This is a genomic window from Parvibaculum sedimenti (assembly GCF_009184905.1).
Lineage (GTDB): Bacteria > Pseudomonadota > Alphaproteobacteria > Parvibaculales > Parvibaculaceae > Parvibaculum > Parvibaculum sedimenti.
This window is the reverse complement of record NZ_WESC01000020.1, coordinates 1-22,846: the sequence shown is the minus strand read 5'-3', so window position 1 is coordinate 22,846 and position 22,846 is coordinate 1. Positions and strand designations below refer to the sequence as shown.

Here is a 22,846-nt window from a genome sequence, read left to right as displayed (position 1 = left end):
CTGCGGAAAACTAGACTCGCACTTCCATTTTTTTGGCCGGTTTGACGGGCGCAGGCGCACCATCGCGCAGCAGCTTGTAGGTGATGGAATCGACCAGCGCCTGGAACGAGGCGTCGACGATATTGGGCGAGACGCCGACGGTGAACCATCGGTTGCCCTTGCCGTCCGCGCTTTCGATCATGACGCGGGTGATCGCTTCGGTGCCGCTCGTCAGGATACGGACCTTGAAGTCCGCAAGACGCAGATCTTCGATATAGGGTGAATATTTGCCGAGATCCTTGCGCAGCGCCTGATCGAGCGCATTGACGGGGCCGTTGCCCTCGCCCACCGAGATCAGCAAATCGGCATCGACATTCACCTTCACGGTCGCTTCCGAAACCGTGACGAACTCGCCCGCCGCGTTGTAACGGCGCTCGACCAGAACGCGGAAGGATTCGATCACGAAATATTCGGGCACTTCGCCGAGAAGACGCCGCGCCAGAAGCTCAAAGGACGCGCCAGCGCCGTCATAGGAATAGCCGAGGAATTCGCGCTCCTTCACCTCGTCGAGAAGGCGCTGCACACGGGAATCCTTCGGGTCGATCTTGATGCCGGCCTCTTCGAGCGCGGCAAGGATGTTCGACCGGCCCGCCTGATCGGAAACGGCGATCTTGCGCTGGTTGCCGACGCATTCCGGCGGTACATGCTCATAGGTCGCGGGATCCTTCAGGATCGCCGAGACATGGATGCCGGCCTTGGAGGCAAAGGCATTCTCGCCGACATAGGGGGCGTAGCGGTTCGGCGCGCGGTTCAGGATTTCATCCAGTGTGCGCGAGACATGCGTCAGCGTCTTCAGCCTTTCGAGGCTGACGGCGATTTCGAAGCGATCTGCATATTCCTTCTTCAGAAGCAGCGTCGGGATCAGCGACACGATGTTCGCATTGCCGCAACGCTCGCCGAGACCGTTGAGCGTCCCCTGCACCTGGCGCACACCCGCGCGGATCGCAGCAAGCGAATTCGCCACCGCGTTTTCCGTATCGTTATGCGCATGGATGCCGAGCCGGTCGCCGGGAACGCCAGACGCGATCACCTCGCCCACGATGCGCTCGACCTCGTCCGGCAGCGTGCCGCCATTGGTGTCGCAAAGCACCGCCCAGCGCGCGCCAGCATCCAGCGCCGTCCTGATGCAGGAAAGCGCATAGGCGCGGTTCGCCTTATAGCCGTCGAAGAAATGCTCGCAGTCGATCATCGGCTCGCGGCCCTTGGCTGCGACCGCCTTCACGCTGTCCTCGATCGACTCGAGGTTCTCTTCATTGGTAACGCCCAGCGCGACCCGCACATGAAAATCCCAGCTCTTGGCAACGAGGCAGACCGCGTCTGTATCCGCATCAAGGATCGCGGCAAGACCCGGATCGTTCGATGCGCTGCGGCCCGCCCGCTTGGTCATTCCGAAGGCGGTGAATTTGGCGCGCTTGAGCGCCGGGCGCTCGCCGAAAAAGGACGTGTCTGTGGGATTGGCGCCGGGATAGCCGCCTTCGATGTAGTCGACGCCCAGCTCATCCAGCAGGCCCGCAATGAGCCGCTTGTCTTCGACGCTGAAGTCGACGCCCTGCGTCTGCGCTCCGTCGCGGAGCGTCGTGTCGAAGAGATAGAGGCGTTCTCTGCTCATGGTCATATTCCGTATCACGCGCACAGCATCACTCTGCCGCGACCGGACCCGTTATCTCACATGGAATTTAAGCGAGCTTGTACGGCGGCGGCAGACTGTTGTCAGCCGCGAATAATGAGAATCCCAATAATGGCCGGGCGTTTCATCGCCATGTTCGGTGCCATCGTCTCGCCGTTACAAAAACACAAGCCTTATCAGAGGCTTACGCCGCGAAGTCGGGCTTCCGCCCTTTCGCGTCCGATGAGAGGTAGCAGATTTTTGAGTTCCGGTCCATGGGCTAGCCCGGTAAGCGCAAGCCGGAGCGGCATGAAGAGCGCCTTGCCCTTCCGGCCCGTCTTGCCCTTCACCGCCTCGGTCCAGAGACCCCAGGTCTCGGTCCCCCAAGGCTCTTCGGGCAGCAAGGAGGCCGCTTCTGCCGTGAACCCCGCGTCCTCAATGACCGCCGCGATCGGCCCCTGAACCACCCGCGCCCAGTCCTTCACATCCGCGAAGCGCACGAGGTTCGGCCTCACTGCGTCCCAGAAGGCCTTTCCGAGATTGCAGTTCGCCGCATCGAGCCGGTCGATGACGCCTTCATAGGGCGTCAGATGGAGCAGCGCGGCATTTGTCTTGTCGAGGTCCGCGGGATCGAAACGAATATCCGCACGGCCGAGATGGGATATGTCGAAACCGTCCGCAAGCTCCTCCAGCGTCAACCGCGGCTCGATGGCATCGGAGGTTCCGAGGCGGGCGAGCAGCGAATTGAGCGCCATGGGTTCGTAACCCGCTTCGCGCAGCGCCTCGATCGAAAAGGCGGCATCTTCGCGCTTTGAAAGCGGCCGCCCCTCTGGCCCCTGCAGAAGCGAGAAATGCGCATAGACCGGTGGCTCGGTACCGAGCGCGCGGGTGATCTGAATCTGCACGCCGGTATTCGTGATGTGGTCGGCGCCGCGAACGACATGAGTGATCCGGAACTCGATATCGTCAACAACGCTCGGCAGCGTGTAGAGGAAACTTCCATCCTCGCGCACCAGTACGGGGTCCGACAGCGAGGCCGCGTCGACTGCAACATGCCCCTGAACGAGATCGTCAAAGCCCGTTTTCTCGCTGTCGAGCTTGAAACGCCAATGCGGGCGGCGCCCCTCCGCTTCAAGCGCGCGCTTCTCATCTTCGGTCAGCCTCAGCGCGGCGCGGTCATAGACCGGCGGCTTCTTCTGCGAGAGCTGAAGCTTGCGCTTGCGTTCGAGTTCGGCACCGGTCTCGTAGCAGGGGTAAAGACGCCCGGCTTCCTTCAAAGCCGCCACTGCCGACTCATATTCGGCGATCCGGTCAGACTGCCTTGCAAAAATATCGTGTTTCAGGCCAAGCCATTCGAGGTCGGCCTCGATCCCCTTGGCAAATTCTTCCGTGGAACGCTCCGTGTCCGTATCGTCGAGACGCAGCAGATATTTTCCGCCCGCCTTCTTCGCATAGAGCCAGCTGAACAGCGCCGCGCGGATATTGCCGACATGGAGCTTGCCGGTCGGGCTGGGAGCAAAGCGGGCGATGACGGTCATGGTTACGCTCGTTCAATCCGCATCGCGGAAACCGTTGACGATCGGATAGCGGCGATCGCGGCCGAAATTGCGCTGCGTGATCTTGACGCCGGGTGCGGCCTGACGGCGCTTGTACTCGGAAATATAGAGCAGATGCTCGACCCGCTTCACGACGGCACGGTCATATCCCAGCGCGATGATGTCGCGAATGGCCATTTCCTTCTCGACCAGGCATTCAAGCACCGCGTCGAGAACCTCATAGGGCGGCAGCGAATCCTCGTCCTTCTGGTCCGGGCGAAGTTCGGCAGACGGCGGGCGGGTAATGATATTCTCGGGTATCACGCGCCCCGTGGGACCAAGGCAATTTTTCGGCATGTGCTCATTGCGCCAGCGCGACAGCGCAAAGACCTTCATCTTGTATAGGTCCTTGATCGGATTGAAGCCGCCATTCATGTCGCCGTAAAGCGTGGCATAGCCGACCGACACTTCCGACTTGTTGCCGGTCGTCAGCAGCATCGAGCCGAACTTGTTCGAAATCGCCATCAGGATCACGCCGCGCGAGCGCGACTGGAGATTTTCCTCCGTGATGCCCGACTGTGTGCCCTCAAAGAGCGAGGCGAGCGCATCAGTGAAGCCCGCGACCGGCGCCTCGATCGGTACGACATTATACTTCACGCCGAGAAGCTTCGCGCATTCCGCCGCGTCCTTGATGCTCTCGTCGGACGTGTAGCGGTAAGGCAGCATGACGCAGTGAACCTTGTCCGGACCCAGCGCGTCGACGGCGATGGCGGCGACGAGCGCCGAGTCGATGCCGCCGGACAAGCCCAGTACGACGCCCGGAAAGCGGTTCTTGCGCACATAGTCGCGAAGCCCCTGCACCACGGCGAGGTAGATCGACTCGAGATCCTCCTCGATCAACGCCTTCTCGCCCGGCGCACAGACCCAGCCGCGATCGGTGCGCGCCCAGTCGGTGATGGCAACGGCCTCTTCCCAAGCGGGCATCTGCAGCGCCACGGAATAATCGGCATTGATGACGAAGGAACCGCCGTCGAAGACGAGTTCGTCCTGACCGCCGACCTGGTTCAGATAAACGAGCGGAAGCCCGCTTTCGCGAATGCGCGAGACGACGATGTTCTGCCGCTCATCCACCTTGTCAGCCCAATAGGGAGAGCCATTCGGCACGAGCAGGATTTCGCCGCCGGTCTCCGACAGGCATTCGACGACCTCGGCCGTCCAGATATCCTCGCAGATCGGAACGCCAATACGGACGCCGCGCACGGAAAGCGGCCCCGGCGCGTCCCCCGGCGTGAAGACGCGCTTTTCGTCGAAGGGACCGTAATTCGGCAGATCGACCTTGAAGGTGCGTCCCTTGATCTCGCCCTGATCGAGCAGGAGGAAAGCATTATAGAGCTTGCCCTCATCGACCCAGGGCGAACCGATCAGCACCGCCGGGCCGCCATCCGCCGTCTGCGAGGCGAGTTCTGCGACCGCGGCCATTGCCGCCCGCTGAAAAGCCGGCTTCAGCACCAGATCTTCCGGCGGATAGCCCACAAGAAAGAGTTCCGGGAACATGACGACATCGGCGTCCTTGAGCGCAGCCGTGCGGCGCGCTTCGACAGCCTTTTCGAGGTTCCCGGCGATATCGCCCACGGTGGGGTTGAGCTGGGCGAGCGCTATGCGGAGCTTGTCGGTCATAAGTCCCGTGAATCCGTGTCCTGGCAGGCGTTTCTAGCCCTTGCCGTCCCGCTGAACAATAGGCGGGCGGCAAGCCTCTGGACAGGTGCGACTTTCCCGCAATGCCGGTAAGCTCAGCCATCGAAATTGAAAATGCCCCTTGAGGGCTTTGGGAGGACCGATGGCAACGGGTACGAACCGCCAGATACTTCTGGTCGAGACACCTAAAGGCAAGCTGAGCCCACAGAATTTCAGCCTTTCAGAAGGCGCGATTCCGAGCCCGAAGGACGGCGAGATCCTCGTCCGCGTGAAGCTCATCTCGCTCGACGCCGCGAACCGCGCCTGGATGCAGGGCGCCACCTACCGCTCGGCGGTCGAGTCCGGCACGGTCATGGCGGGCGGCTCCATCTCGGAAGTCGTCGAATCGAAAGCCCCCGGCTTCGCGACTGGCGACCTCGTCTTCGCCGATACGGGCTGGCAGGAATATGCGGCGATCCCTGCGAAAGCGGCCGACAAGGTTCCCGCCATGGAGCCGATGAGCCATCTCCTCAGCGTCTATGGCATTGCTGGCCTCACCGCCTATCATGGCCTGCTCGACGTGGGTAAGCCGAAACCGGGCGACACGGTCGTCGTCTCCGCCGCCGCCGGCTCCGTTGGCTCCATCGTCGGCCAGATTGCGAAGCTGAAAGGCTGCACCGTCATCGGCATCGCCGGCGGCGACGACAAATGCGCGCTGCTGAAAAGCGAACTCGGTTTCGACCACGCTATCAACTACAAGACGGAAGCCGTGGGCAAGGCGCTCCGCGCAGCCGCGCCCAAGGGCATCGACGTCTATTTCGACAATGTGGGCGGCGACATTCTCGAAGCCTGCCTCTTCAACATGAACAATTACGGCCGCATCGCCTGTTGCGGCGCCGTCTCGCAATATGATGGCGCTCCGCCTGCCCACGGCCCGCGCGGCATTCCCGGCCTCATTGTCGTGAAGCGCCTCACCATGCAGGGCTTCATCCTCACGGACTTCAACGACAAGCGCGAAGAGGCCCTGGCCGATCTCCAGTCCTGGGTTGCGGCAGGGAAGATCAAGGTGCGTGAAGATATTCTGTCGGGGCTTGAAAATACGCCCGCGGCGCTGATCGGCCTTCTTGCCGGCGAGAATATCGGCAAACGTATGGTGAAAGTGAGCTAAGCAAGAGGCGGCGGACGGGTTTCCCTCCGCCGCTTTTTTTCGTGTGAACCACTCGACGGAGAAATACGCCTGTCACGTTGAACGGATTATAACCTGTCGAGTTTCCCGGGACGGATTGCGGCTATATGACCTTCGAACGACTAAGGCAGCGGATCGCCACCCTGCCCGCCGCCTATCGCAGCCTGAGCCCGAGGGCGCAATGGGCTATCGCAGCAACCTTCATTCTCATCCTGGCTGCGCTTATCTGGTATGCCCGCTCGGCTGAAAATGGCGCGACAAAATTCAAGACAGAAGCCGTCACCCGCGGTGACATTGAGCAGACGGTCACGGCGCTGGGCGCATTGCAGCCCAAGGATTATGTCGACGTCGGCGCACAAGCCTCGGGCGAATTGAAGATCGTTCATGTCCAGATAGGCGACCACGTGAACAAGGGCGAGCTTCTCGCCGAGATCGACCCGACCGTTTATGAGTCCGCCGTCGCCGCCGACAAGGCGAAGGTCCGCGACCTCCAGGCGCAGATCAAACGGCAGGAGGCGCAGCTCGAACTCTCCCGCATCCAGAATCGCCGCAATCAGGGCCTTCTGAAGATCAATGCCGTGAGCAAGGACACCGCCGATATCAGCGCCGCTACGGTCAAGCAGGATCAGGCGTCGCTGGATTCGTTGAAAGCACAGCTCGATCAGGCAAATTCGACGCTCGAGGGCGATGAAGCCAATCTGAGCTACACGAAGATCTATGCTCCGATGAGCGGCACCGTGACCTCGCAGACGACCCTGCAAGGCCAGACGTTGAACAACAAGCAGACCGCGCCGACCATCCTCCAGATCGCCGATCTTTCCACCATGACGGTGAAGGCGCAGGTCGCGGAAGCCGATGTCGGCAGGCTCAAGGTCGGTATGCCCGTGTACTTCACCACGCTCGGCATGCCGGATCGAAAATGGCGCTCGACCATTCGCCAAATTCTGCCGACGCCGGAAACGGTGAATGACGTCATTCTCTATGATGCACTGATCGACGTCGCGAACGCGGATAATGCGTTGATGACGAGCATGACCGCTCAGGTCTTTTTCCTTCTTGGCGAAGCGAAAAATGTTCCCATTGTCCCCGTCGCAGCACTCCGGCCCGCAAAGAATGGCGAGGCGGGCGCCTATCGCGTAATGGTGATGGATGGCAGCCGCCCCACCGCTCGCGATGTGAAGATCGGCCTGATGAACCGCATTTCGGCGGAAGTCCTCTCCGGCCTTGAAGAAGGCGATATCGTCGTCACCGGCGTCGAAGGCACGAGTTCGACGAAAAAGGCGAGCAACGGCGCTGGCAGGCCGCCGACGCTATGACGCAAGACCCACCCCCCCCTGCCCTCATCGATATTCGCAACGTCAGCAGGACCTACCAGACGGGCGAAACGGAAGTCCGAGCGCTCGACGATGTGTCGCTGACGATCCGCGCTGGCGAATTCGTCGCCATCATGGGCCAGTCGGGTTCAGGCAAATCGACGCTGATGAATATCCTGGGCTGTCTCGACCGGCCGTCGAGCGGGACCTACCTCGTCAATGGCATGGATGTCGCAACCCTCACCTCCGACGACATGGCGACGCTCCGCCGCGACACATTCGGCTTCGTCTTCCAGCGCTACAATCTCCTCCCGGCAATGACGGCGACCGAAAATGTCGAACTTCCGTCCATCTATGCCGGCACACCGCATGGCGAGCGCGTCAGCCGCGCGAAATCCCTGCTGGCCCGCCTCGGCATTGGCGACCGCAGCGAGCACAGGCCCAATGAGCTTTCGGGCGGTCAGCAGCAGCGTGTCTCCATAGCGCGGGCGCTGATGAACGATCCGGAAGTCGTCCTCGCCGACGAGCCGACGGGCGCGCTCGACTCCCAGAGCGGCATCGAAGTTCTGGCGCTTCTCGCCGCGCTCAATGCGGAAGGCAAGACCGTAATCCTCATCACCCATGATGCGAGCGTGGCCGCGCATGCACGCCGCCTCATCCGCCTGTCCGACGGCCGGGTAACTGAGGACATCGAGCGCGAACCGTCGCAGACCGTCGCGCCGAGACGCGACGAGCCCGTTTCCGAACTGGGCGGCATGGCATCTTTTTTCCGTGGCGATCTCGGAGAGGCCATAAAGATGGCACTGCGATCACTGCGCAACAACATATTCCGGACAGCCCTGACCCTGCTCGGCGTCGTTATCGGCGTCGGTGCCGTGGTCGCCATGCTGGCCATCGGCAATGGCTCCAAACAGAACGTGATGGATCGCATCTCGGCCATGGGAACGAACCTGCTGATGATCCGGCCAGGCGCACCCGGCATGCGGCCCACCGGCGACATCGCGACGCTGATCCCCGACGACGTTACCGCGATCACCGCTCTGTCCAACGTCGAGGCCGCAGCGCCGGAGCGCTCTACTACCGTCACTGTCCGCTACGGCAATATCGACTACCGTACACAGGTGACCGGAACCTGGCCGTCCTATCCGCTGGTGCGCGACTGGAACATCGCAAGTGGCGGCTTTTTTACGCGGGCGGATCTCGACGGCTACGCACCTGTCATCGTCATCGGCCAGACCATCGTCAACAATCTCTTCCCCGATGGCGGCAATCCGGTCGGCAAATATATCCTCGTCCAGAATGTACCCTTCGAGATCGTCGGCATCATGGAAGCGAAGGGTGCATCGAGCTTCGGCAGCGATCAGGACGATGTCGCCTTCGTGCCGCTCTCCACGGGCTATATGCGCCTCTTCGGCAAGCGCTATGTCAGCACCATTTCGGTGAAGGCGCAGGACGCCGCCCTGATCGACGACACGGAAGCGAAGATAACCTCGCTGCTGACCGCCCGGCACAAGACGCAGGACTTTCAGGTCCGCAACACCGCCTCGATCCTCGAAACGGCGGAAGCAACGCAGAACACGTTGACGATCCTGCTCGGCTCCGTTGCCGCCATTTCGCTCATCGTCGGCGGCATCGGCGTCATGAACATCATGCTTGTCAGCGTAACGGAGCGGACACGCGAAATCGGCATCCGCATGGCGACCGGCGCGCGCCAGCTCGACATCATGCTGCAATTCAACACCGAGGCGCTCGTCGTCTGCGGGGTCGGCGGCATCATCGGCGTCCTTGGCGGCCTCGGCACGGCCATGCTTTGCGAGTTTTTTGGCGTCTCCGTCGTCTATTCGGTCACCCCGCCATTGCTCGCCTTCTCTTGCGCCTTCGCGACCGGCCTCCTATTTGGATATTTACCCGCACGTAAAGCCGCGAGCCTCGACCCGGTGGTCGCGCTCTCGTCTGAATAAGGACTTCCCCAATGCTGATCGCCCGGCGCCCGCTCGCCACATTCACCGCGCTTCTGATGCTTTCATCCGCCCTCGCCGCCTGCTCGATGGTGCCGGATTACGAACGCCCAGCAGTGGCCGTGCCCGCATCCTTCACGAGCCCGGTGGCCAAGACCGGCGCGGTCGATGTTACCTCCACCTGGTGGTCCTCCTTCAACGATCCCGAGCTTCAGAGCCTGATGGACGAAGCGCTAAAGGAGAACCTCGACATCATCGCGGCGCTTCACCGCGTCGAGCAGGCGCAAGGCCAGTTGCGCAGCACCAACTCGTCGCTGTTCCCGACGGTGGACGCGAGCGGCAGCGCCTCGCGCACCACCTCGAGCGACAAGTCGGGCTCCACACGCAGCGCCAGCGGCGCGCTCAATGTGAGTTATGCCCTCGACCTCTGGGGTCTTTATCGCGCCCAGAGCGAGGCGTCCGAGGCAAGCCTCCGCTCCAGCATCTATGCCAGGGAAGCGGCGGTTCTCGTCGTACAGTCCTCCGTCGCCACGACCTATTTCGGCATTCTCAATCTCAAGGACCGCCTCGCCATCGCGCGCGAGTCGCTCGATGCCGCGCGCGAAACGCTGAAACTCGTCGAATCCCGCTTCCAGTTCGGCACGGCTTCCGCGCTCGACGTTTCGCAGCAGCGCACGACGCTGGCCGGGATCGAGGCGACCATTCCCACGCTCGAAGCCGAGCTCGCGGCAAACCAGCACGCGCTGGCGATCCTGCTGGGCAAGGCGCCGGAAGGTTTCGACGTGAAGACGGCCAGCGGCACGACGGCAACACTTCCCGCCGTTGCGGTCGGCCAGCCCTCGGCGCTGCTCGAACGCCGCCCCGATATTCGCGAGGCGGAAGCGAACCTCCAGTCGGCCAATGCCGATATCGGCGCGGCCCGCGCGGCCTTCTTCCCGACCATTGACCTCTCGGCAAGCAAGAGCGTCGACTGGATCGCCAATCTTGGCACGACCAACGGCACCTCGATCGCCGCCTCGATACTCGCGCCGATTTTCTCCGGCGGCCAGCTCGAAGGAAATCTTCAGACCGCCAAGGCGCGCGACGCGGAACTCGCCGCGACCTATCGCAAGACCGTGCTGACCGCCTTCGGCGAAGTCGAGGATGCCCTCACCAATTCGGATGCCTATAGCCGCCGCCAGTCGTCACTCGCCATCGCCGCCGTCGAGGCCCGCCGGTCCTACGATCTCTCGCAGGCAAGCTACAAGGCGGGCGCAAGCGACTTCCTCTCGGTGCTGGACGCGCAGCGCGCCTGGCTCACGGCCCGCGACAGCGAGGCTCAGGCGCGGCTCAACCAGTACACGGCGGCCGTCAATCTCTTCGTCGCCCTCGGCGGCGGCTGGAAATCGTGAACAGACCCTGTTCGCCGTTGCAGGCTTCCTGACATTGCGGAAAGCGTGTTTACTCCTCCCAACAACAATTCTGGGAGAGAAACATGACCAACCTCGTCTCGAAGGAAATCCGTCTGAAGGCCCGCCCCGTCGGCGAACCGAAGCCTTCCGACTTCGAACTCGCAACCACCGACGTCCGCCAGCCCGGCGACGGCGAAATCCTCGTCCGGAATATCTGGATGTCGGTCGATCCTTACATGCGCGGCCGCATGATGGACCGCGAGAGCTACGTTCCCCCGTTCCAGATCGGTGAAGCACTTCAGGGCGGTGCCATCGGACAGGTGATCGCCTCGAAGTCACCGAAGCTCGCTGTCGGCGATTATGTGCAGAGCATGTTCGGCTGGCGCGAATACGCGCTCGCAAAAGCCGAAGCCTTCCAGAAAGTCGATCCTGCGCTCGGGCCTATCGAAGCCTATCTTGGCACGCTCGGCATGCCGGGCATGACGGCCTATGCCGGGCTCATGAAGATCGGTGAGCTGAAGGATGGCGAGACGGTCTTCGTCTCAGCCGCATCAGGCGCCGTCGGCACGGTCGTCTGCCAGCTCGCCAAGGCGCATGGCTGCTATGTCGTGGGCTCTGCAGGCTCGGACGAGAAATGCGAATGGCTTGAAAAGGTCGCGGGTATCGACAAGGCCATCAACTACAAGACCTGCGGCGATCTCGACAAGGCGGTCGGCGCGGCATTCCCGAAAGGCATCGACGTCTATTTCGAGAATGTCGGCGGCAAGCATCTGGAAGTTGCGATCAACCACATGCGCCCCTTCGGCCGCCTCGCGCTCTGCGGCATGATCGAACAATATAACGACACGGCCCCGCGCCCCGGCCCGTCCAACATCATCATGGCGGTCGGCAAGAGCCTGAAGCTGCAAGGCTTCATCGTCTCGAACCATCTCGACATCATCCCCGCCTTCTATGCCGAGATGGGCAAGCTCATCAAAGCAGGCAAGATGCATTGGCAGGAGACGGTCGAGCACGGCATCGAGAACGCGCCCAAGGCCTTCCTCAACCTCTTCTCGGGCGCCAATGCCGGCAAGATGCTGGTGAAGATCGGACCGGACAAGGCGATCTAGGTCCTTCAACGTCGTCATGGCCCGGAACAAGCCCGGGCCATGACGGTAGGGCGAGACCGGAGAGGGAGAAAACCATGCCGACAAAAGCGCGCCGCTGGGTGCTGGCGTCACGTCCGCAAGGAAAACCGAAGCTCGAGAATTTCCGGCTGGAAGAAATCACCCTCCCCGACCTCGGCGAGCATGAACTTCTGATCCGCACGGAATATCACTCCGTCGATCCCGGCATGCGCTCGCGGCTTTCAAGCGCGAGCTACGCGGCCGCACTGCCACTCGGCGAGACAATCGACAGCGCCATGAGCGGCATCGTCGAAGCATCGAATAACGAGAAGTTCAAACCGGGCGATCGCGTGACGGGCGGTTTCGGCTGGGTGAGCCATGCGATTTCCAACGGACGCGGTATCCAGAAACTCGATCCCGCGCTTTATCACGGGAAGCTCCGCCCCACCGCCGCCATCGGCGTTCTCGGCATTCCGGGCCTCACCTCCTATTTCGGCCTTCTCGATCTCGGACACCCGGAGGAAGGCGACACGGTGCTGATCTCATCAGCCGCCGGTCCCGTCGGCGCGACGGCAGGCCAGATCGCGAAGATGAAGGGCTGCACCGTTGTCGGCATCGCGGGCTCGAAGGACAAGTGCGACTATGTGCGAAGCCTCGGCTTCGACCGCACGATCAACTACCGCGAGGCGAGCGATCTCCGCGCCGCCATCGCAGAAGCCTGCCCCGGCGGGGTCGACATCTATTTCGATAATGTCGGCGCCGAAATGCTCGACGCCGCGATCCTCAACATGAATGAGCATGGCCGCATCGTCGTCTCCGGCCAGGTCAGCGAATATAACCGCGCCGACAATGAACTTCACGGCATCCGCAACGTGACGCGCTTCATCACCCATCGCCTGCGCATGGAAGGCCTCGTCGTCTTCGACTATTTCAAGGACTTCCGCGCCGCGCAGACCGAAATGGCCGGCTGGATTCACGAAGGCAAGCTCGTCTACACCGAAGACATTTCCGCAGGCCTCGAAAACTCCGCCAAGGCCTTCATCGGCCTCTTCGAAGGCGAGAACCATGGACGCAGGCTCATCAAGGTGAGCTGAGCCGCAGAGTATTGAGACCGCCGCCAATTCTGCTGTCATCCCGGCGAATGCCGGGATGACAGATGACAGTTTTCTTTGCGGCGGCGCTGATGCCCGCAAACGCATCAACACCCGTCACCCCGGGCTTGACCCGGGGTCCATCTTTGCGCCGCAACGTGAAGAAGATGGATGCCGGATCAGGTCCGGCATGACGAGAAGAAAAAAGGCCCAGTGTCTCGACCGGGCCTTTTCGATTCATCTGTATGCAAAGATCACTTCGCGCCGACGGCCAGCTTCTGCGCGTTGACGCGCTCGGTCTTCAGACCTTCAGCAATCATGAAGGCGAGTTCGAGCGACTGGCTCGCATTGAGGCGCGGGTCGCAATGTGTGTGGTAGCGGTCGCCGAGATCGGTCTCGGTGATGGCCTGCGCGCCACCGAGGCATTCGGTGACGTTCTGGCCCGTCATCTCGAAATGGACGCCGCCCGCATGCGTTCCCTCGGCGCGGTGCACGGCCATGAAGGCCTGCACTTCGGCAAGAACCCGGTCGACGGGACGCGTCTTGTAGCCATTCGACGCCTTGATCGTGTTGCCATGCATCGGATCGCAAGACCAGACGACCTTCTTGCCCTCGCGCTTGATCGCATGGATGAGCGCCGGCAGATGCTTTTCGACATTCTCCGCGCCGAAACGGCAGATGAGCGTGAGACGCCCGGGCTCGTTCTTCGGGTTGAGGATGTCGGTCAGACGCAGAAGCTCTTCCGGATCGAGCGACGGGCCGCACTTCATGCCGATCGGATTCTTCACGCCGCGCAGGAACTCGACATGGCCGTGATCGGGCTGCCGTGTGCGGTCGCCGATCCAGAGCATGTGGGCGGAGGTGTCGTACCAATCGCCCGTGGTCGAGTCGACGCGCGTCATCGCCTGCTCGAAACCGAGCAGAAGCGCCTCGTGGCTCGTGTAGAACTCCGTCGTATGGAGCTGCGGCAGCGTCTGCGAATTGACGCCACAGGCGCGCATGAAGTCGAGCGCTTCCGTGATGCGGTTCGCCAGCTCTTCATAGCGCGCGCCTTCCGGACTGTCGGAAACGAAGCCCAGATTCCAGCGATGCACGAAATCGAGATCGGCATAGCCGCCGGTCGCGAAAGCGCGGATGAGGTTCAGCGTCGAGGCCGACTGCGAATAGGCGCGCAGCAACCGCTCCGGATCCGGAATGCGGGATTCCGCCGTGAACTCGATACCATTGATGTTGTCGCCGAGATAGGAAGGCAGCGTCACGCCACCGATCGTCTCTTCGGGCGCCGAACGCGGCTTCGCGAACTGACCGGCGATGCGGCCGACCTTCACAATGGGCGAACCGGCAGCAAAGGTCAGCACGACCGCCATCTGCAGCAGCACGCGAAACGTGTCGCGAATATTGTCGGCCGAGAATTCGGCAAAGCTCTCGGCGCAGTCGCCGCCCTGGAGCAGAAAAGCGCGTCCTTCGCAGACAGCCGCCAGATCACGCTTCAGGTTGCGGGCCTCGCCTGCAAAAACCAGCGGCGGATAGGAGCGCAAACGGGCCTCGACAGCCTGCAGGGCCGCCGCGTCCGGGTAAATGGGCAGATGCTTGGAGGGCTTTGCCCGCCAGCTATCCGGTGTCCAGGTCTCCGCCATGATCGTCACTCCGAAACACGAACAGGCGCATCCGGACGCCTTCGCCCGGCCCTGCGCCGCTCGCTCTCCATATGGAGGGCCGCTTTATAGGCCACAACCTCTCCAAATGGAAGTCTAAGCCCTTGAATCGGCTGGATATAGCGGAAAATCCGGTTAATCGGCGGCCTTTTGGACCGGCGGCACCCATTTTTCCTTGAGGGTGACGAGTTCTTCCGCCGCCGAGGGATGCACGGCGACCGTCTGGTCGAACTGCTTCTTGGTCGCCCCCATGCTGACGGCGATGCCGACAGCCTGGATAATCTCGCCGGAACTCGGGCCCATCAGATGGACGCCCAGCACCCGGTCGGTCTTCTGGTCGACCACGAGCTTCATGAAGGTCTTTTCCTCGCGGCCCGTCATGGTGTGCTTCATGGGCCGGAAGCTCGTCTTGTAGATGTCCACCTCGCCGAACTTCTCCCGCGCCTCGTGCTCGGTAAGGCCCACTGTGCCGAGTTCCGGCTGGGAGAAAACCGCGGTCGGAATGACCGAGTGATCGACGGCGATCGGGTTGGCGTTGAAAACCGTCTCCGCGAAGGCCTGCCCCTCGCGAATGGCGATCGGCGTCAGCGCCGCGCGGTCCGTCACGTCGCCCACCGCATAGATGTTCGGAACGCTGGTCTGCGAATAGGCATCGACCTCGATGGCGTCATTCTTCCTGATCCGGACACCGATTTCCTCAAGCCCCAGCCCGCGCGAATGCGGCTTGCGGCCGGTCGCGTAAAGAACCGCGCCGGTCTCGATCACCGTGCCGTCCTTCAGCGTCACATGGAGCTTGCCACCCCTGCGCTCGATCTCGGTGATATGCGCATGGGTGCGAACGTCGACGCCCTTCTTGCGCATCTCGTCCATCAGGCCGATCCGCAGATCTTCATCGAATCCGCGCAGGATCCTGTCGGCGCGATAGAGCAGCCCCGTCTTCACGCCGAGCCCGTTAAAGATGCCCGCGAATTCCACCGCGATATAGCCACCGCCGACCACGATGATCTCGTTCGGCAATTCCTCCAGATGGAACGCCTCGTTCGACGTGATCGCATGTTCGATGCCCTTCACGTCATGCGGCAGAAATGGCGTCGCGCCGGTCGCAATCAGTATCTTGTCCGCCGTCACGTCGCGGCCTTCGCCGACGAGGTGCACCGTATGCGCGTCCTTCAGGATCGCACGCGACTGGATGATGGTAACGCCGGAGCGTTCCAGATTGCGGATATAGATGCCGTTGAGCCGGTCGATCTCCTTGTCCTTGTTGGCGATGAGCTTCGCCCAGGAAAAGCTCGTCTCGCCGACCGTCCAGCCGAAGCCTTCCGCGTCCTCGAACTCGTCCGAGAACTGGCTCGCATAAACGAAGAGCTTCTTCGGCACGCAGCCGCGAATGACGCATGTGCCGCCGACGCGATATTCCTCGGCAACGGCCACCTTTGCGCCATGGCTCGCGGCGATGCGGCTCGCCCGCACACCGCCCGAGCCCGCGCCGATGACGAAGAGGTCGTAGTCGTATTTGGTCATGGCCGGCTGCGCTCTAAAATTATTTCGGCTCTATGATATCGACACCCGAACTCGTACCGACAAGGGCCAATGTGGCTATGCCGATGAACAATCCGGTCTCGACGACGCCCGGAATGAGATTTAGCTCCCGCGCAAGCCCATCCGGATCGGGAATGCGGCCGAAGCTGCAATCGAAGATGAAATTGTTCGAGTCCGTGAAGAAGGGCTCGCCATAGCTATCCGCGCGGCGGGCGATCTTGCCCTCGCAACCATAGGCTTTGGCAACCTCCGCCACGCGGCGCACAGTCGCGAGCGAGCCGAAGGGAATGACCTCGATGGGCAGCGGAAAGGCGCCCAGCATGGCAACCTTCTTGGTCGCATCGGTAATGACGATCATGCGATCCGACGCTGCCGCCACGATCTTCTCGCGCAGCAGCGCGCCACCGCCGCCCTTGATGAGACGCAGCGCCGGATCGAACTCATCCGCGCCATCGATGGTCAGATCGAGATGCGGCGTATCGTCGAGATTGGTCAGCGGTACGCCAAGCTCGGTGCAGAGCTTCGCCGTGCGCTCCGAAGTCGGCACGCCGATGACGCGCAATCCGCCCTTCACGCGCTCGGCCAGCACACGGACGAATTCCTCCGACGTCGAGCCCGTGCCGATGCCGAGCTTCATCCCGTCCTCGACATATTCGGCCGCTTTCGCAGCAGCCGCCTTCTTCTGTTCCGCCGGTGTCATCTACTCAAAGCCCCGCCATCGCCACATATTTCACTTCGAGGAATTCCTCGATGCCCCAGGGCCCGCCCTCGCGGCCGATGCCCGATTCCTTGTATCCGCCGAAAGGCGCCACCTCGGTCGAGATGAGCCCGGCATTGACGCCGACGAGGCCCGCCTCCAGCGCCTGCGCCACGCGCCACACGCGGCCGATGTCGCGCGCGTAGAAGTAGGACGCAAGACCGAAAGGCGTGTCGTTCGCGAGCGCGATCGCCTCCTCTTCGGTATGGAAGCGGAAGATGGGCGCGACGGGCCCGAACGTCTCTTCCTGCGCGAGCTTCATCGACGAGTTTGCATCGGCGATCACGGTTGGCTCATAGAAGGAATGGCCGAGCGCGCTGCGCTTGCCGCCGGTGACCACGCGGCCACCCTTGGCGACAGCGTCCGCCACATGTTCTTCGGCCTTTTCCACGGCGGCCATGTCGATGAGTGGGCCCTGCGCCACGCCGTCCTCGAAGCCGCTGCCCTGCTTCATCGCCTTCACCTTCGCGGAGAGTTTCTCCACGAAGGCATCATAGACCTTGTCCTGCACAAGAAAGCGATTGGTGCAGATGCAGGTCTGGCCGGTGTTGCGATATTTCGAACCAAGCGCACCCTCGACGGCGGCATCGATATCGGCATCGTCGAAGACGATAAAGGGCGCATTGCCGCCAAGCTCCAGCGACACCTTCTTCACCGTCGAGGCCGACTGCTCCATCAGCCTCTTGCCGACTTCCGTCGAGCCGGTGAACGTGACCTTGCGCACGATTTCGCTCGTCGTCATCTCCGTGCCGATCTCGCCGGCCTTGCCGGTGACGACGCTGAAAACACCGGCGGGAATGCCCGCGCGGTGTGCGAGTTCAGCAAGCGCCAGCGCTGAGAGCGGCGTCTGCGAGGCTGGCTTCACCACCATGGCGCAACCGGCGGCAAGCGCCGGGCCCGCCTTGCGCGTGATCATCGCGGAAGGAAAGTTCCACGGCGTGATCGCGGCGCAAACGCCGATCGGCTGCTTCAGCACAACGATCTGCCGGTCCGTGGAAGGCGACGGCACGATCGAGCCATAAACGCGCTTCGCTTCCTCACTGTAGAATTCGATGAAGGAGGCCGCATAGGCGATTTCGCCTTTCCCTTCGGCGAGCGGCTTGCCCTGCTCGGCCGTGAGGATCGCGCCGAGATCGTCCTGATTGGCCATCATGAGGTCGAACCAGCGGCGCAGGATCGCGGCGCGTTCCTTGGCCGGGCGCCTGCCCCAGTCCTTCTGCGCCCTTTCGGCCGCCTTCAGCGCCTCGCGCGTTTCGGCGGCACCCAGCGACGGCACGGTCGCGATAACCTCGTCAGTCGCAGGGTCTGTAACCTTGATCTGCGCCGCTCCCTCACCGACCCATTTTCCATCGATATAGCAAAGGGTCTTCAACAGGCTCTGGTCTTTGAGACGCGCAGCGAGCTTCATGGTGAACTCCTCGGGAGCGGCTTGCTTATTGAACGGGGTCAGGCTCAAACTGACGCGGGATGCGTCGAGCGGACCTCCAAGGCTTCCCCTTAGATAGCATTCGGCGCCAAGGGCGGAAAGAGACAGAGCGAAAAGCTCATGGATGCAGGCCTGTTTTTCTCGGAAACTTATGAGGAAGCCCGTTCCCGCTTCCTCGAAACGGCTGCTCAGGCGGGCGCCCGGCTCACTGCGTACGAGAATCCGCGGGCGCGCGGGCCTCATGGAATCGCCCTTCATCTCGACACCGCCTGGTTCGGCCCGGACGACGCAGAAACCGTCCTGCTCAACACTTGCGGCACACACGGAACCGAGGGTTTTGCGGGCTCGGCAGCTCAACTCGCCTGGATGACGACCTGCGGCCCCCGCGACCTTCCGCCGCGTACCGCCGCTCTGCTCGTTCACGCCGTCAATCCTTTCGGCTTCGCCTGGGGTCTGCGTGGCACTGAAAACAACATCGATCTCAACCGCAACTTCCTCGATCACAACGCCCCCCACCCCGAAAATCCGCTCTACGACGAGCTGCACAAATTTCTCTGCCCCAGGCGTCTGGACGATCAATCGATGAGCAAGCTCGTCGGTGCGGGCGCACGCTTCGTCCAGAAGCATGGACAATGGGCGCTGGAAGATGCGATCAGCCGCGGTCAATACACGCACCCCGACGGCTATCACTATGGCGGCCTCAAGCCGGAGTGGTCGAACACCACGCTTCGCCACATCGTCTCGACAGAACTTGCCGCTGCGCGCCGCGTCGCCTTCATCGATTGGCATTCAGGTCCGGCTGGCGATGGCGAATTGATCTATCTCTGTTTTTCGAATCCGCAAGGATCGGATTTCGCCCGCGCCGCCCATTGGTGGGGCGAGGATGCGCTCGACCCCGCAACCGTCAACGCCATGTGGGGATCGAAGCGCCCAACCCGGCGCGGCATCATGTTCTGGGGGCTGGAGGACGAGCTTGCACCTCATGCGCGGCTCACAGGCGCCGTCATCGAATTCCGCTCCGCGCGCCACAAGCCGAGCCCGTCGAAAACCATCCGCGCTTCACTGCTCGAACGCTGGCTGCGTTTCGAGGGCGGGCTCGATGCCCCCGAGGCGAAAGCCTATCTGGAAGAGATCCGCGACGACTACGCGCCCCGCCGCAAGAGTTGGCACGACAACGTCATCCGCAACGCGCTCGCCTGCTACCGCGAAACCATTTCCGGCATGGCCGAATGGACGCATGAATGTGCGCGCGCGGCAGACTAACGCCTCGCCCGCTCAGTCGAGAGGGAATTCGTACCGAACTTCCATAATATCTGCATACTGACGATAGCCGACAGATCGCCGCGCGATGGCCTGTCCACCCATGCGCTCATAAAATGACCTTGCCTTGGTGTTTTCTTCCAGCGCCCAGAGATGAGCACGGCCATAGCCAAGACAGGCGATCTCGTCGAAGCAATGCAGTAGCAAGGCCATGCCGACGCCCTGCCCATGATCGGCCTTGCGCACATAAAGCGTGGTGACCTCGTCACCCCGCGCATGGCCGAAACCGACCGGCGCGCCGCTCTGCTCGGCAATCCAGGCTATGCCGCCCCGCAAGGCGCGCGCCCATTCTGTACTCGAACTCTCAAGATCGAGCCCGTCGAGAATGGATTGCGGAAGAATGCCGGGATAGGACTCGCGCCAACAGGCAATCTTCAGCCGCGCGATCAGTTCTTCATCCTGATCCGGCCATGCCATCCGCATCTGGTAGCGCGTGAGCACCGTCATGCCAAAATAATGGCCGAAAGACAGGCTGCTGCCGATTGGAGAATGCACCGCTTTGAAAGCAAATCGACGGCGCGCGATGTGAGGCTTGCCAGCGCCGGGAGCACATGCGAGACAGGCCGGACGCAAATTCAGTCCGGTTCACCATGCCCCGCCCCACGCTCCTGTTCGATCTCGACGGAACGCTTGCCGACACAGCCGGCGACCTCTGCGAGACCATGAATGTCATCCTCACCCGTCATAACCGCCCGCGCGTGCCGGCCTCCCGCGTACGCCACCTCGTCGGCGGCGGCGCACGGTTGCTGATGGAGCGCGGCTTCAAGGAAACGGGGCCCGCCGCAAGCGAGGAACTGCTCGATCAGACGTTTGAGGAGTTCATCGCCTATTACAGCGAGCATATCGCCGACCATACGGAGCTTTGGCCCGGCGTCGGCCCGCTGCTTCAGCGGCTGGAAGACGCGGATGTGCTCCTCGCCGTCTGCACCAACAAGGTCGAGCGCCTCTCGCGCCAGCTCCTCGAACATCTCGACATCGCCCGGCACTTCCCGGTCGTCATTGGCGGCGACACGCTTTCTGTGAAGAAGCCCGACCCCGAACATCTCTTCGAGGCGATCCGCCTGCTCGGCGGCGACCGGAAATCCACGATCATGGTCGGCGATAGCGAGACCGATATCGACGCGGCGAAGAATGCGGGCCTGCCTTCGATCTGCGTCAGCTTCGGCTATACGCGCCAGCCCGTGACCGAGCTCGGCGCGGACATCATCATCGACCATTTCGACGAATTTCCCCGCGCCATAGCCACCCTGCTCCCGGACCACTTCGGCGGTTGGCGCTAGAGCACTTTCTGGACGCGGTCGCCGTCGACAAGTTCGATATCGGCATATTCGCAAATGCCCGTTCCGCGCTGGAAAACGCTGACGGCGATGAGCCAGACGCGGACGATGCGTTGCGGAGGCACACCGACGGCCTTCGCATAATCCGCCCTCACCGGCCTTTCCTCGCGAAGCCACTGGCCAAGCCGGTTGGCGTCCGAGCGCAACACCCAATGCGTTTCGACCTTGTCCCAATAGGGAAGCGGGCAACGGAAGATCGTGCCCTCGGCTAGCCTGCTCGACCACATATAGGTGAGGTCCTGACCATTCTCGAACTCGACTGCGATCGAGAGATAGTCATGCGTCGGCTGGATATCTTCCGGCAGATCGCAAGGTAGCTTGTCCACCTTCCAGCGCCACCTGAGGCGCGTGTTTTCCGTCAGCGCAAAGTCCGCAGGGAATTGGAGGATGCCGACATCCTCATGCGTGTGGCAGCAGATACGCCGCGCGCCTTCGTCACCAGCCTCCCGGTAGATGCGCCCCTCGCCAAGCCGCCAGAGATAGTTCCAGCCCGCAGGCGGCTCCACGGGATGGCGTGCGTCGTCCAGCGCCTCGGCGACGAGGCCCTCATGGTCGCCCGCTCTCGCCAGCACTTCGAGCCCCTTGACCGCGCCATTCTTCCAGACGATGACGCAAGCGCTCATCGCGCCGGGCAGCCCGCCGCGCGGGAAGGCGGGATCGAAGGCCCCTCGTTCGTCCGCCCATTCGCCCGGCGGTTTTGCAACCAGATAAAGCGGCCCGCCTTCTTCCATCCGCAGGCTCGACGCGGCGCCGCGTGTCTTTCGGACATGGCCATGATCGCCCGCGCGCAGCCAGACGCCGATGCGCGCGCCGAAGCGCATGTCGAGCGCCTTCGACGCCCAGAAGCTCCCGGCCGCCATGACCGTCACCTCGTCGCCCTGCGCGACGTCGCAATTTGCAGCAAGCCAACCTGCCTCGTCCGCCGACAGCGTCACGAACCGCGCCTGCTTCACCTCCGCCGCGACCGAGGGATCGGCGACCAGCGCCCCGAACGCCGCCTCGAAAGCGGCGCCGCCCCGAGGCCCCGCTGGCGCAGGCCGCAATGCGCGAAGCAAACCTCGCCCCGCAAGCTTCGCCAGCGTCCCCACAGTGCGAAAATCTGCTCCTGCCATATTCCCCTCCCGATCGCGGTCTTGATGCCGTCAGGCATGTAGCATACCCGGCCAGTCCTCTGCCGGAAGACCCACTACCCGAGACGTCTTGACTTCGGGATCGCCCAAAGCCTATAGACAGGCCCGGCTCGGGAGCGGCCTGAAGGCCCCCCGAATCCCGCTTGGGGCGGTTAGCTCAGTTGGTAGAGCACTGTGTTCACATCGCAGGGGTCACTGGTTCGAGTCCAGTACCGCCCACCATTGAAAAAGCTATATAAATCAAATATTTAGCTTAATCAATTTCCCCTCCGAGAAGCACCGCAAATCCCTCTGATCACATTTTGATCACACCGGGAGCGCGACGTGGCTACCATCCGAAAACTGCGCGGGAAGTATCAGGCAATCGTTCGCCGGAAAGGCTTCCCCGATACCTCCAAAACCTTCGATCGCAAGGTCGATGCTGTTCGCTGGTCAAGATCAATCGAAGACGAAATGGAACGCTCCGCGTTCCGCCACTTCGATCCCCGCGTGCTTGGCGACACATCGTTCGGAGACCTCCTCACTCGATACCGGAATGAAGTCTCCCCGAAAAAACGCGGCGGAAAGATTGAAGCGCTTGTCCTCAGCGCCATGATCCGCCGGCGCATTAGCTCTTACTCGCTTGAGCACCTCAGTCCCGAACACTTCGTCGCCTACCGCGAGGAACGACTGAAGGAAATCAAGCCGGCTACGGTCAACAAAGAGCGTAAGCGGTGTTTTGCCCCCACATTACCTCTGGCGTCGTGATCTGCGATCACCTTTTGATGGAAGATTGCAGGGAGT

The 22,846-nt window shown here is 62.3% G+C and carries 18 protein-coding genes and 1 tRNA gene; 10 read left to right on the top strand and 9 right to left on the bottom strand.

What is annotated here, in order from left to right; genetic code table 11:
• Positions 1 to 10: 10 nt before the first annotated feature.
• The 3 genes from cimA to F2P47_RS16620 all read right to left on the bottom strand — a co-directional run bounded on the left by cimA (position 11) and on the right by F2P47_RS16620 (position 4,857).
• A complete protein-coding gene (gene cimA, locus F2P47_RS16630; protein ID WP_152217513.1) occupies positions 11 to 1,648 on the bottom strand; it encodes a citramalate synthase in 1,638 nt (545 codons plus the stop codon).
• Between the two features lie 194 nt (positions 1,649 to 1,842).
• Positions 1,843 to 3,183, bottom strand: a complete 1,341-nt coding sequence (gene gltX / locus F2P47_RS16625; RefSeq protein WP_152217512.1) for a glutamate--tRNA ligase — start codon at positions 3,181 to 3,183, stop codon at positions 1,843 to 1,845.
• A gap of 12 nt (positions 3,184 to 3,195) precedes the next feature.
• The gene (locus tag F2P47_RS16620; protein ID WP_152217511.1) at positions 3,196 to 4,857 is read right to left on the bottom strand and encodes an NAD+ synthase; all 1,662 of its coding nucleotides are present in this window, start codon (positions 4,855 to 4,857) and stop codon (positions 3,196 to 3,198) included.
• Between the two features lie 160 nt (positions 4,858 to 5,017).
• Here F2P47_RS16620 and F2P47_RS16615 point away from each other — a divergent pair, with 160 nt between their 5' ends.
• The 6 genes from F2P47_RS16615 to F2P47_RS16590 all read left to right on the top strand — a co-directional run bounded on the left by F2P47_RS16615 (position 5,018) and on the right by F2P47_RS16590 (position 12,902).
• Positions 5,018 to 6,022 (top strand): NADP-dependent oxidoreductase, encoded by a 1,005-nt coding sequence (locus F2P47_RS16615; protein WP_152217510.1) that lies wholly within the window; start codon positions 5,018 to 5,020, stop codon positions 6,020 to 6,022.
• A 125-nt stretch (positions 6,023 to 6,147) separates the two neighbouring features.
• Positions 6,148 to 7,356: an efflux RND transporter periplasmic adaptor subunit gene (locus F2P47_RS16610; protein ID WP_152217509.1), complete on the top strand. Its 1,209-nt coding sequence runs from the start codon at positions 6,148 to 6,150 to the stop codon at positions 7,354 to 7,356.
• Positions 7,353 to 9,314, top strand: coding sequence for a MacB family efflux pump subunit (locus F2P47_RS16605; protein ID WP_152217508.1), 1,962 nt, complete (start codon positions 7,353 to 7,355; stop codon positions 9,312 to 9,314). The genes F2P47_RS16610 and F2P47_RS16605 overlap by 4 nt, the downstream gene beginning before the upstream one ends.
• 11 nt (positions 9,315 to 9,325) lie before the next feature.
• Positions 9,326 to 10,702, top strand: coding sequence for an efflux transporter outer membrane subunit (locus tag F2P47_RS16600; RefSeq protein WP_152217507.1), 1,377 nt, complete (start codon positions 9,326 to 9,328; stop codon positions 10,700 to 10,702).
• An 83-nt stretch (positions 10,703 to 10,785) separates the two neighbouring features.
• Complete coding sequence (locus F2P47_RS16595; RefSeq protein WP_152217506.1) at positions 10,786 to 11,811, top strand: NADP-dependent oxidoreductase; 1,026 nt, start codon at positions 10,786 to 10,788, stop codon at positions 11,809 to 11,811.
• Positions 11,812 to 11,885: 74 nt separating this feature from the next.
• A complete protein-coding gene (locus F2P47_RS16590) occupies positions 11,886 to 12,902 on the top strand; it encodes an NADP-dependent oxidoreductase (RefSeq protein ID WP_152217505.1) in 1,017 nt (338 codons plus the stop codon).
• Positions 12,903 to 13,153: 251 nt separating this feature from the next.
• Here the strand turns inward: F2P47_RS16590 and F2P47_RS16585 are convergent, their stop codons facing one another.
• From F2P47_RS16585 to F2P47_RS16570, 4 genes are all read right to left on the bottom strand, one after another.
• Positions 13,154 to 14,536, bottom strand: a complete 1,383-nt coding sequence (locus tag F2P47_RS16585; protein ID WP_152217504.1) for a class II 3-deoxy-7-phosphoheptulonate synthase — start codon at positions 14,534 to 14,536, stop codon at positions 13,154 to 13,156.
• 153 nt (positions 14,537 to 14,689) lie between these two features.
• Positions 14,690 to 16,075 carry a glutathione-disulfide reductase gene (gene gor, locus F2P47_RS16580; RefSeq protein ID WP_152217503.1) on the bottom strand — a complete coding sequence of 462 codons (1,386 nt, stop codon included), beginning with the start codon at positions 16,073 to 16,075 and terminating at the stop codon, positions 14,690 to 14,692.
• 19 nt (positions 16,076 to 16,094) lie between these two features.
• Positions 16,095 to 16,793, bottom strand: a complete 699-nt coding sequence (rpiA, locus tag F2P47_RS16575; protein ID WP_152217502.1) for a ribose-5-phosphate isomerase RpiA — start codon at positions 16,791 to 16,793, stop codon at positions 16,095 to 16,097.
• 4 nt (positions 16,794 to 16,797) lie between these two features.
• Positions 16,798 to 18,258 carry an NAD-dependent succinate-semialdehyde dehydrogenase gene (locus F2P47_RS16570; protein ID WP_152217501.1) on the bottom strand — a complete coding sequence of 487 codons (1,461 nt, stop codon included), beginning with the start codon at positions 18,256 to 18,258 and terminating at the stop codon, positions 16,798 to 16,800.
• Positions 18,259 to 18,396: 138 nt separating this feature from the next.
• On the opposite strand from F2P47_RS16570, the gene F2P47_RS16565 reads away from it, so the two are divergent.
• On the top strand, positions 18,397 to 19,539 hold the full coding sequence (locus tag F2P47_RS16565) for a M14 family metallopeptidase (protein ID WP_152217500.1): 1,143 nt from the start codon (positions 18,397 to 18,399) through the stop codon (positions 19,537 to 19,539).
• Positions 19,540 to 19,551: 12 nt separating this feature from the next.
• On the opposite strand, the gene F2P47_RS16560 is transcribed toward F2P47_RS16565, so the two are convergent.
• Positions 19,552 to 20,091 (bottom strand): GNAT family N-acetyltransferase, encoded by a 540-nt coding sequence (locus F2P47_RS16560; RefSeq protein WP_152217499.1) that lies wholly within the window; start codon positions 20,089 to 20,091, stop codon positions 19,552 to 19,554.
• A 95-nt stretch (positions 20,092 to 20,186) separates the two neighbouring features.
• Between F2P47_RS16560 and F2P47_RS16555 the strand changes: the two genes are divergently transcribed.
• Positions 20,187 to 20,876, top strand: coding sequence for an HAD family hydrolase (locus F2P47_RS16555; protein WP_152217498.1), 690 nt, complete (start codon positions 20,187 to 20,189; stop codon positions 20,874 to 20,876).
• Here the strand turns inward: F2P47_RS16555 and F2P47_RS16550 are convergent.
• Positions 20,873 to 22,045, bottom strand: a complete 1,173-nt coding sequence (locus F2P47_RS16550; RefSeq protein WP_152217497.1) for a DUF3047 domain-containing protein — start codon at positions 22,043 to 22,045, stop codon at positions 20,873 to 20,875. The genes F2P47_RS16555 and F2P47_RS16550 overlap by 4 nt on opposite strands.
• A 164-nt stretch (positions 22,046 to 22,209) precedes the next feature.
• On the opposite strand from F2P47_RS16550, the gene F2P47_RS16545 reads away from it, so the two are divergent.
• Both F2P47_RS16545 and F2P47_RS16540 read left to right on the top strand, forming a co-directional pair.
• A tRNA-Val gene (locus F2P47_RS16545) sits at positions 22,210 to 22,285 on the top strand.
• A 102-nt stretch (positions 22,286 to 22,387) separates the two neighbouring features.
• On the top strand, positions 22,388 to 22,810 hold the full coding sequence (locus F2P47_RS16540) for a hypothetical protein (protein WP_152217496.1): 423 nt from the start codon (positions 22,388 to 22,390) through the stop codon (positions 22,808 to 22,810).
• Positions 22,811 to 22,846: the final 36 nt, after the last annotated feature.

Bases quoted from the DNA above. Each gene is read 5' to 3' on its own strand.
- F2P47_RS16595 (WP_152217506.1), top strand. From the start codon at position 10,786: ATGACCAACCTCGTCTCGAAGGAAATCCGTCTGAAGGCCCGCCCCGTC.
- F2P47_RS16600 (WP_152217507.1), top strand. From the start codon at position 9,326: ATGCTGATCGCCCGGCGCCCGCTCGCCACATTCACCGCGCTTCTGATG.
- F2P47_RS16555 (WP_152217498.1), top strand. From the start codon at position 20,187: ATGCCCCGCCCCACGCTCCTGTTCGATCTCGACGGAACGCTTGCCGAC.
- F2P47_RS16620 (WP_152217511.1), bottom strand. From the start codon at position 4,857: ATGACCGACAAGCTCCGCATAGCGCTCGCCCAGCTCAACCCCACCGTG.
- F2P47_RS16550 (WP_152217497.1), bottom strand. From the start codon at position 22,045: ATGGCAGGAGCAGATTTTCGCACTGTGGGGACGCTGGCGAAGCTTGCG.
- F2P47_RS16605 (WP_152217508.1), top strand. From the start codon at position 7,353: ATGACGCAAGACCCACCCCCCCCTGCCCTCATCGATATTCGCAACGTC.
- F2P47_RS16590 (WP_152217505.1), top strand. From the start codon at position 11,886: ATGCCGACAAAAGCGCGCCGCTGGGTGCTGGCGTCACGTCCGCAAGGA.
- F2P47_RS16565 (WP_152217500.1), top strand. From the start codon at position 18,397: ATGGATGCAGGCCTGTTTTTCTCGGAAACTTATGAGGAAGCCCGTTCC.
- F2P47_RS16570 (WP_152217501.1), bottom strand. From the start codon at position 18,258: ATGAAGCTCGCTGCGCGTCTCAAAGACCAGAGCCTGTTGAAGACCCTT.
- F2P47_RS16585 (WP_152217504.1), bottom strand. From the start codon at position 14,536: ATGGCGGAGACCTGGACACCGGATAGCTGGCGGGCAAAGCCCTCCAAG.
- cimA (WP_152217513.1), bottom strand. From the start codon at position 1,648: ATGAGCAGAGAACGCCTCTATCTCTTCGACACGACGCTCCGCGACGGA.
- gltX (WP_152217512.1), bottom strand. From the start codon at position 3,183: ATGACCGTCATCGCCCGCTTTGCTCCCAGCCCGACCGGCAAGCTCCAT.
- gor (WP_152217503.1), bottom strand. From the start codon at position 16,075: ATGACCAAATACGACTACGACCTCTTCGTCATCGGCGCGGGCTCGGGC.
- rpiA (WP_152217502.1), bottom strand. From the start codon at position 16,793: ATGACACCGGCGGAACAGAAGAAGGCGGCTGCTGCGAAAGCGGCCGAA.
- F2P47_RS16610 (WP_152217509.1), top strand. From the start codon at position 6,148: ATGACCTTCGAACGACTAAGGCAGCGGATCGCCACCCTGCCCGCCGCC.
- F2P47_RS16615 (WP_152217510.1), top strand. From the start codon at position 5,018: ATGGCAACGGGTACGAACCGCCAGATACTTCTGGTCGAGACACCTAAA.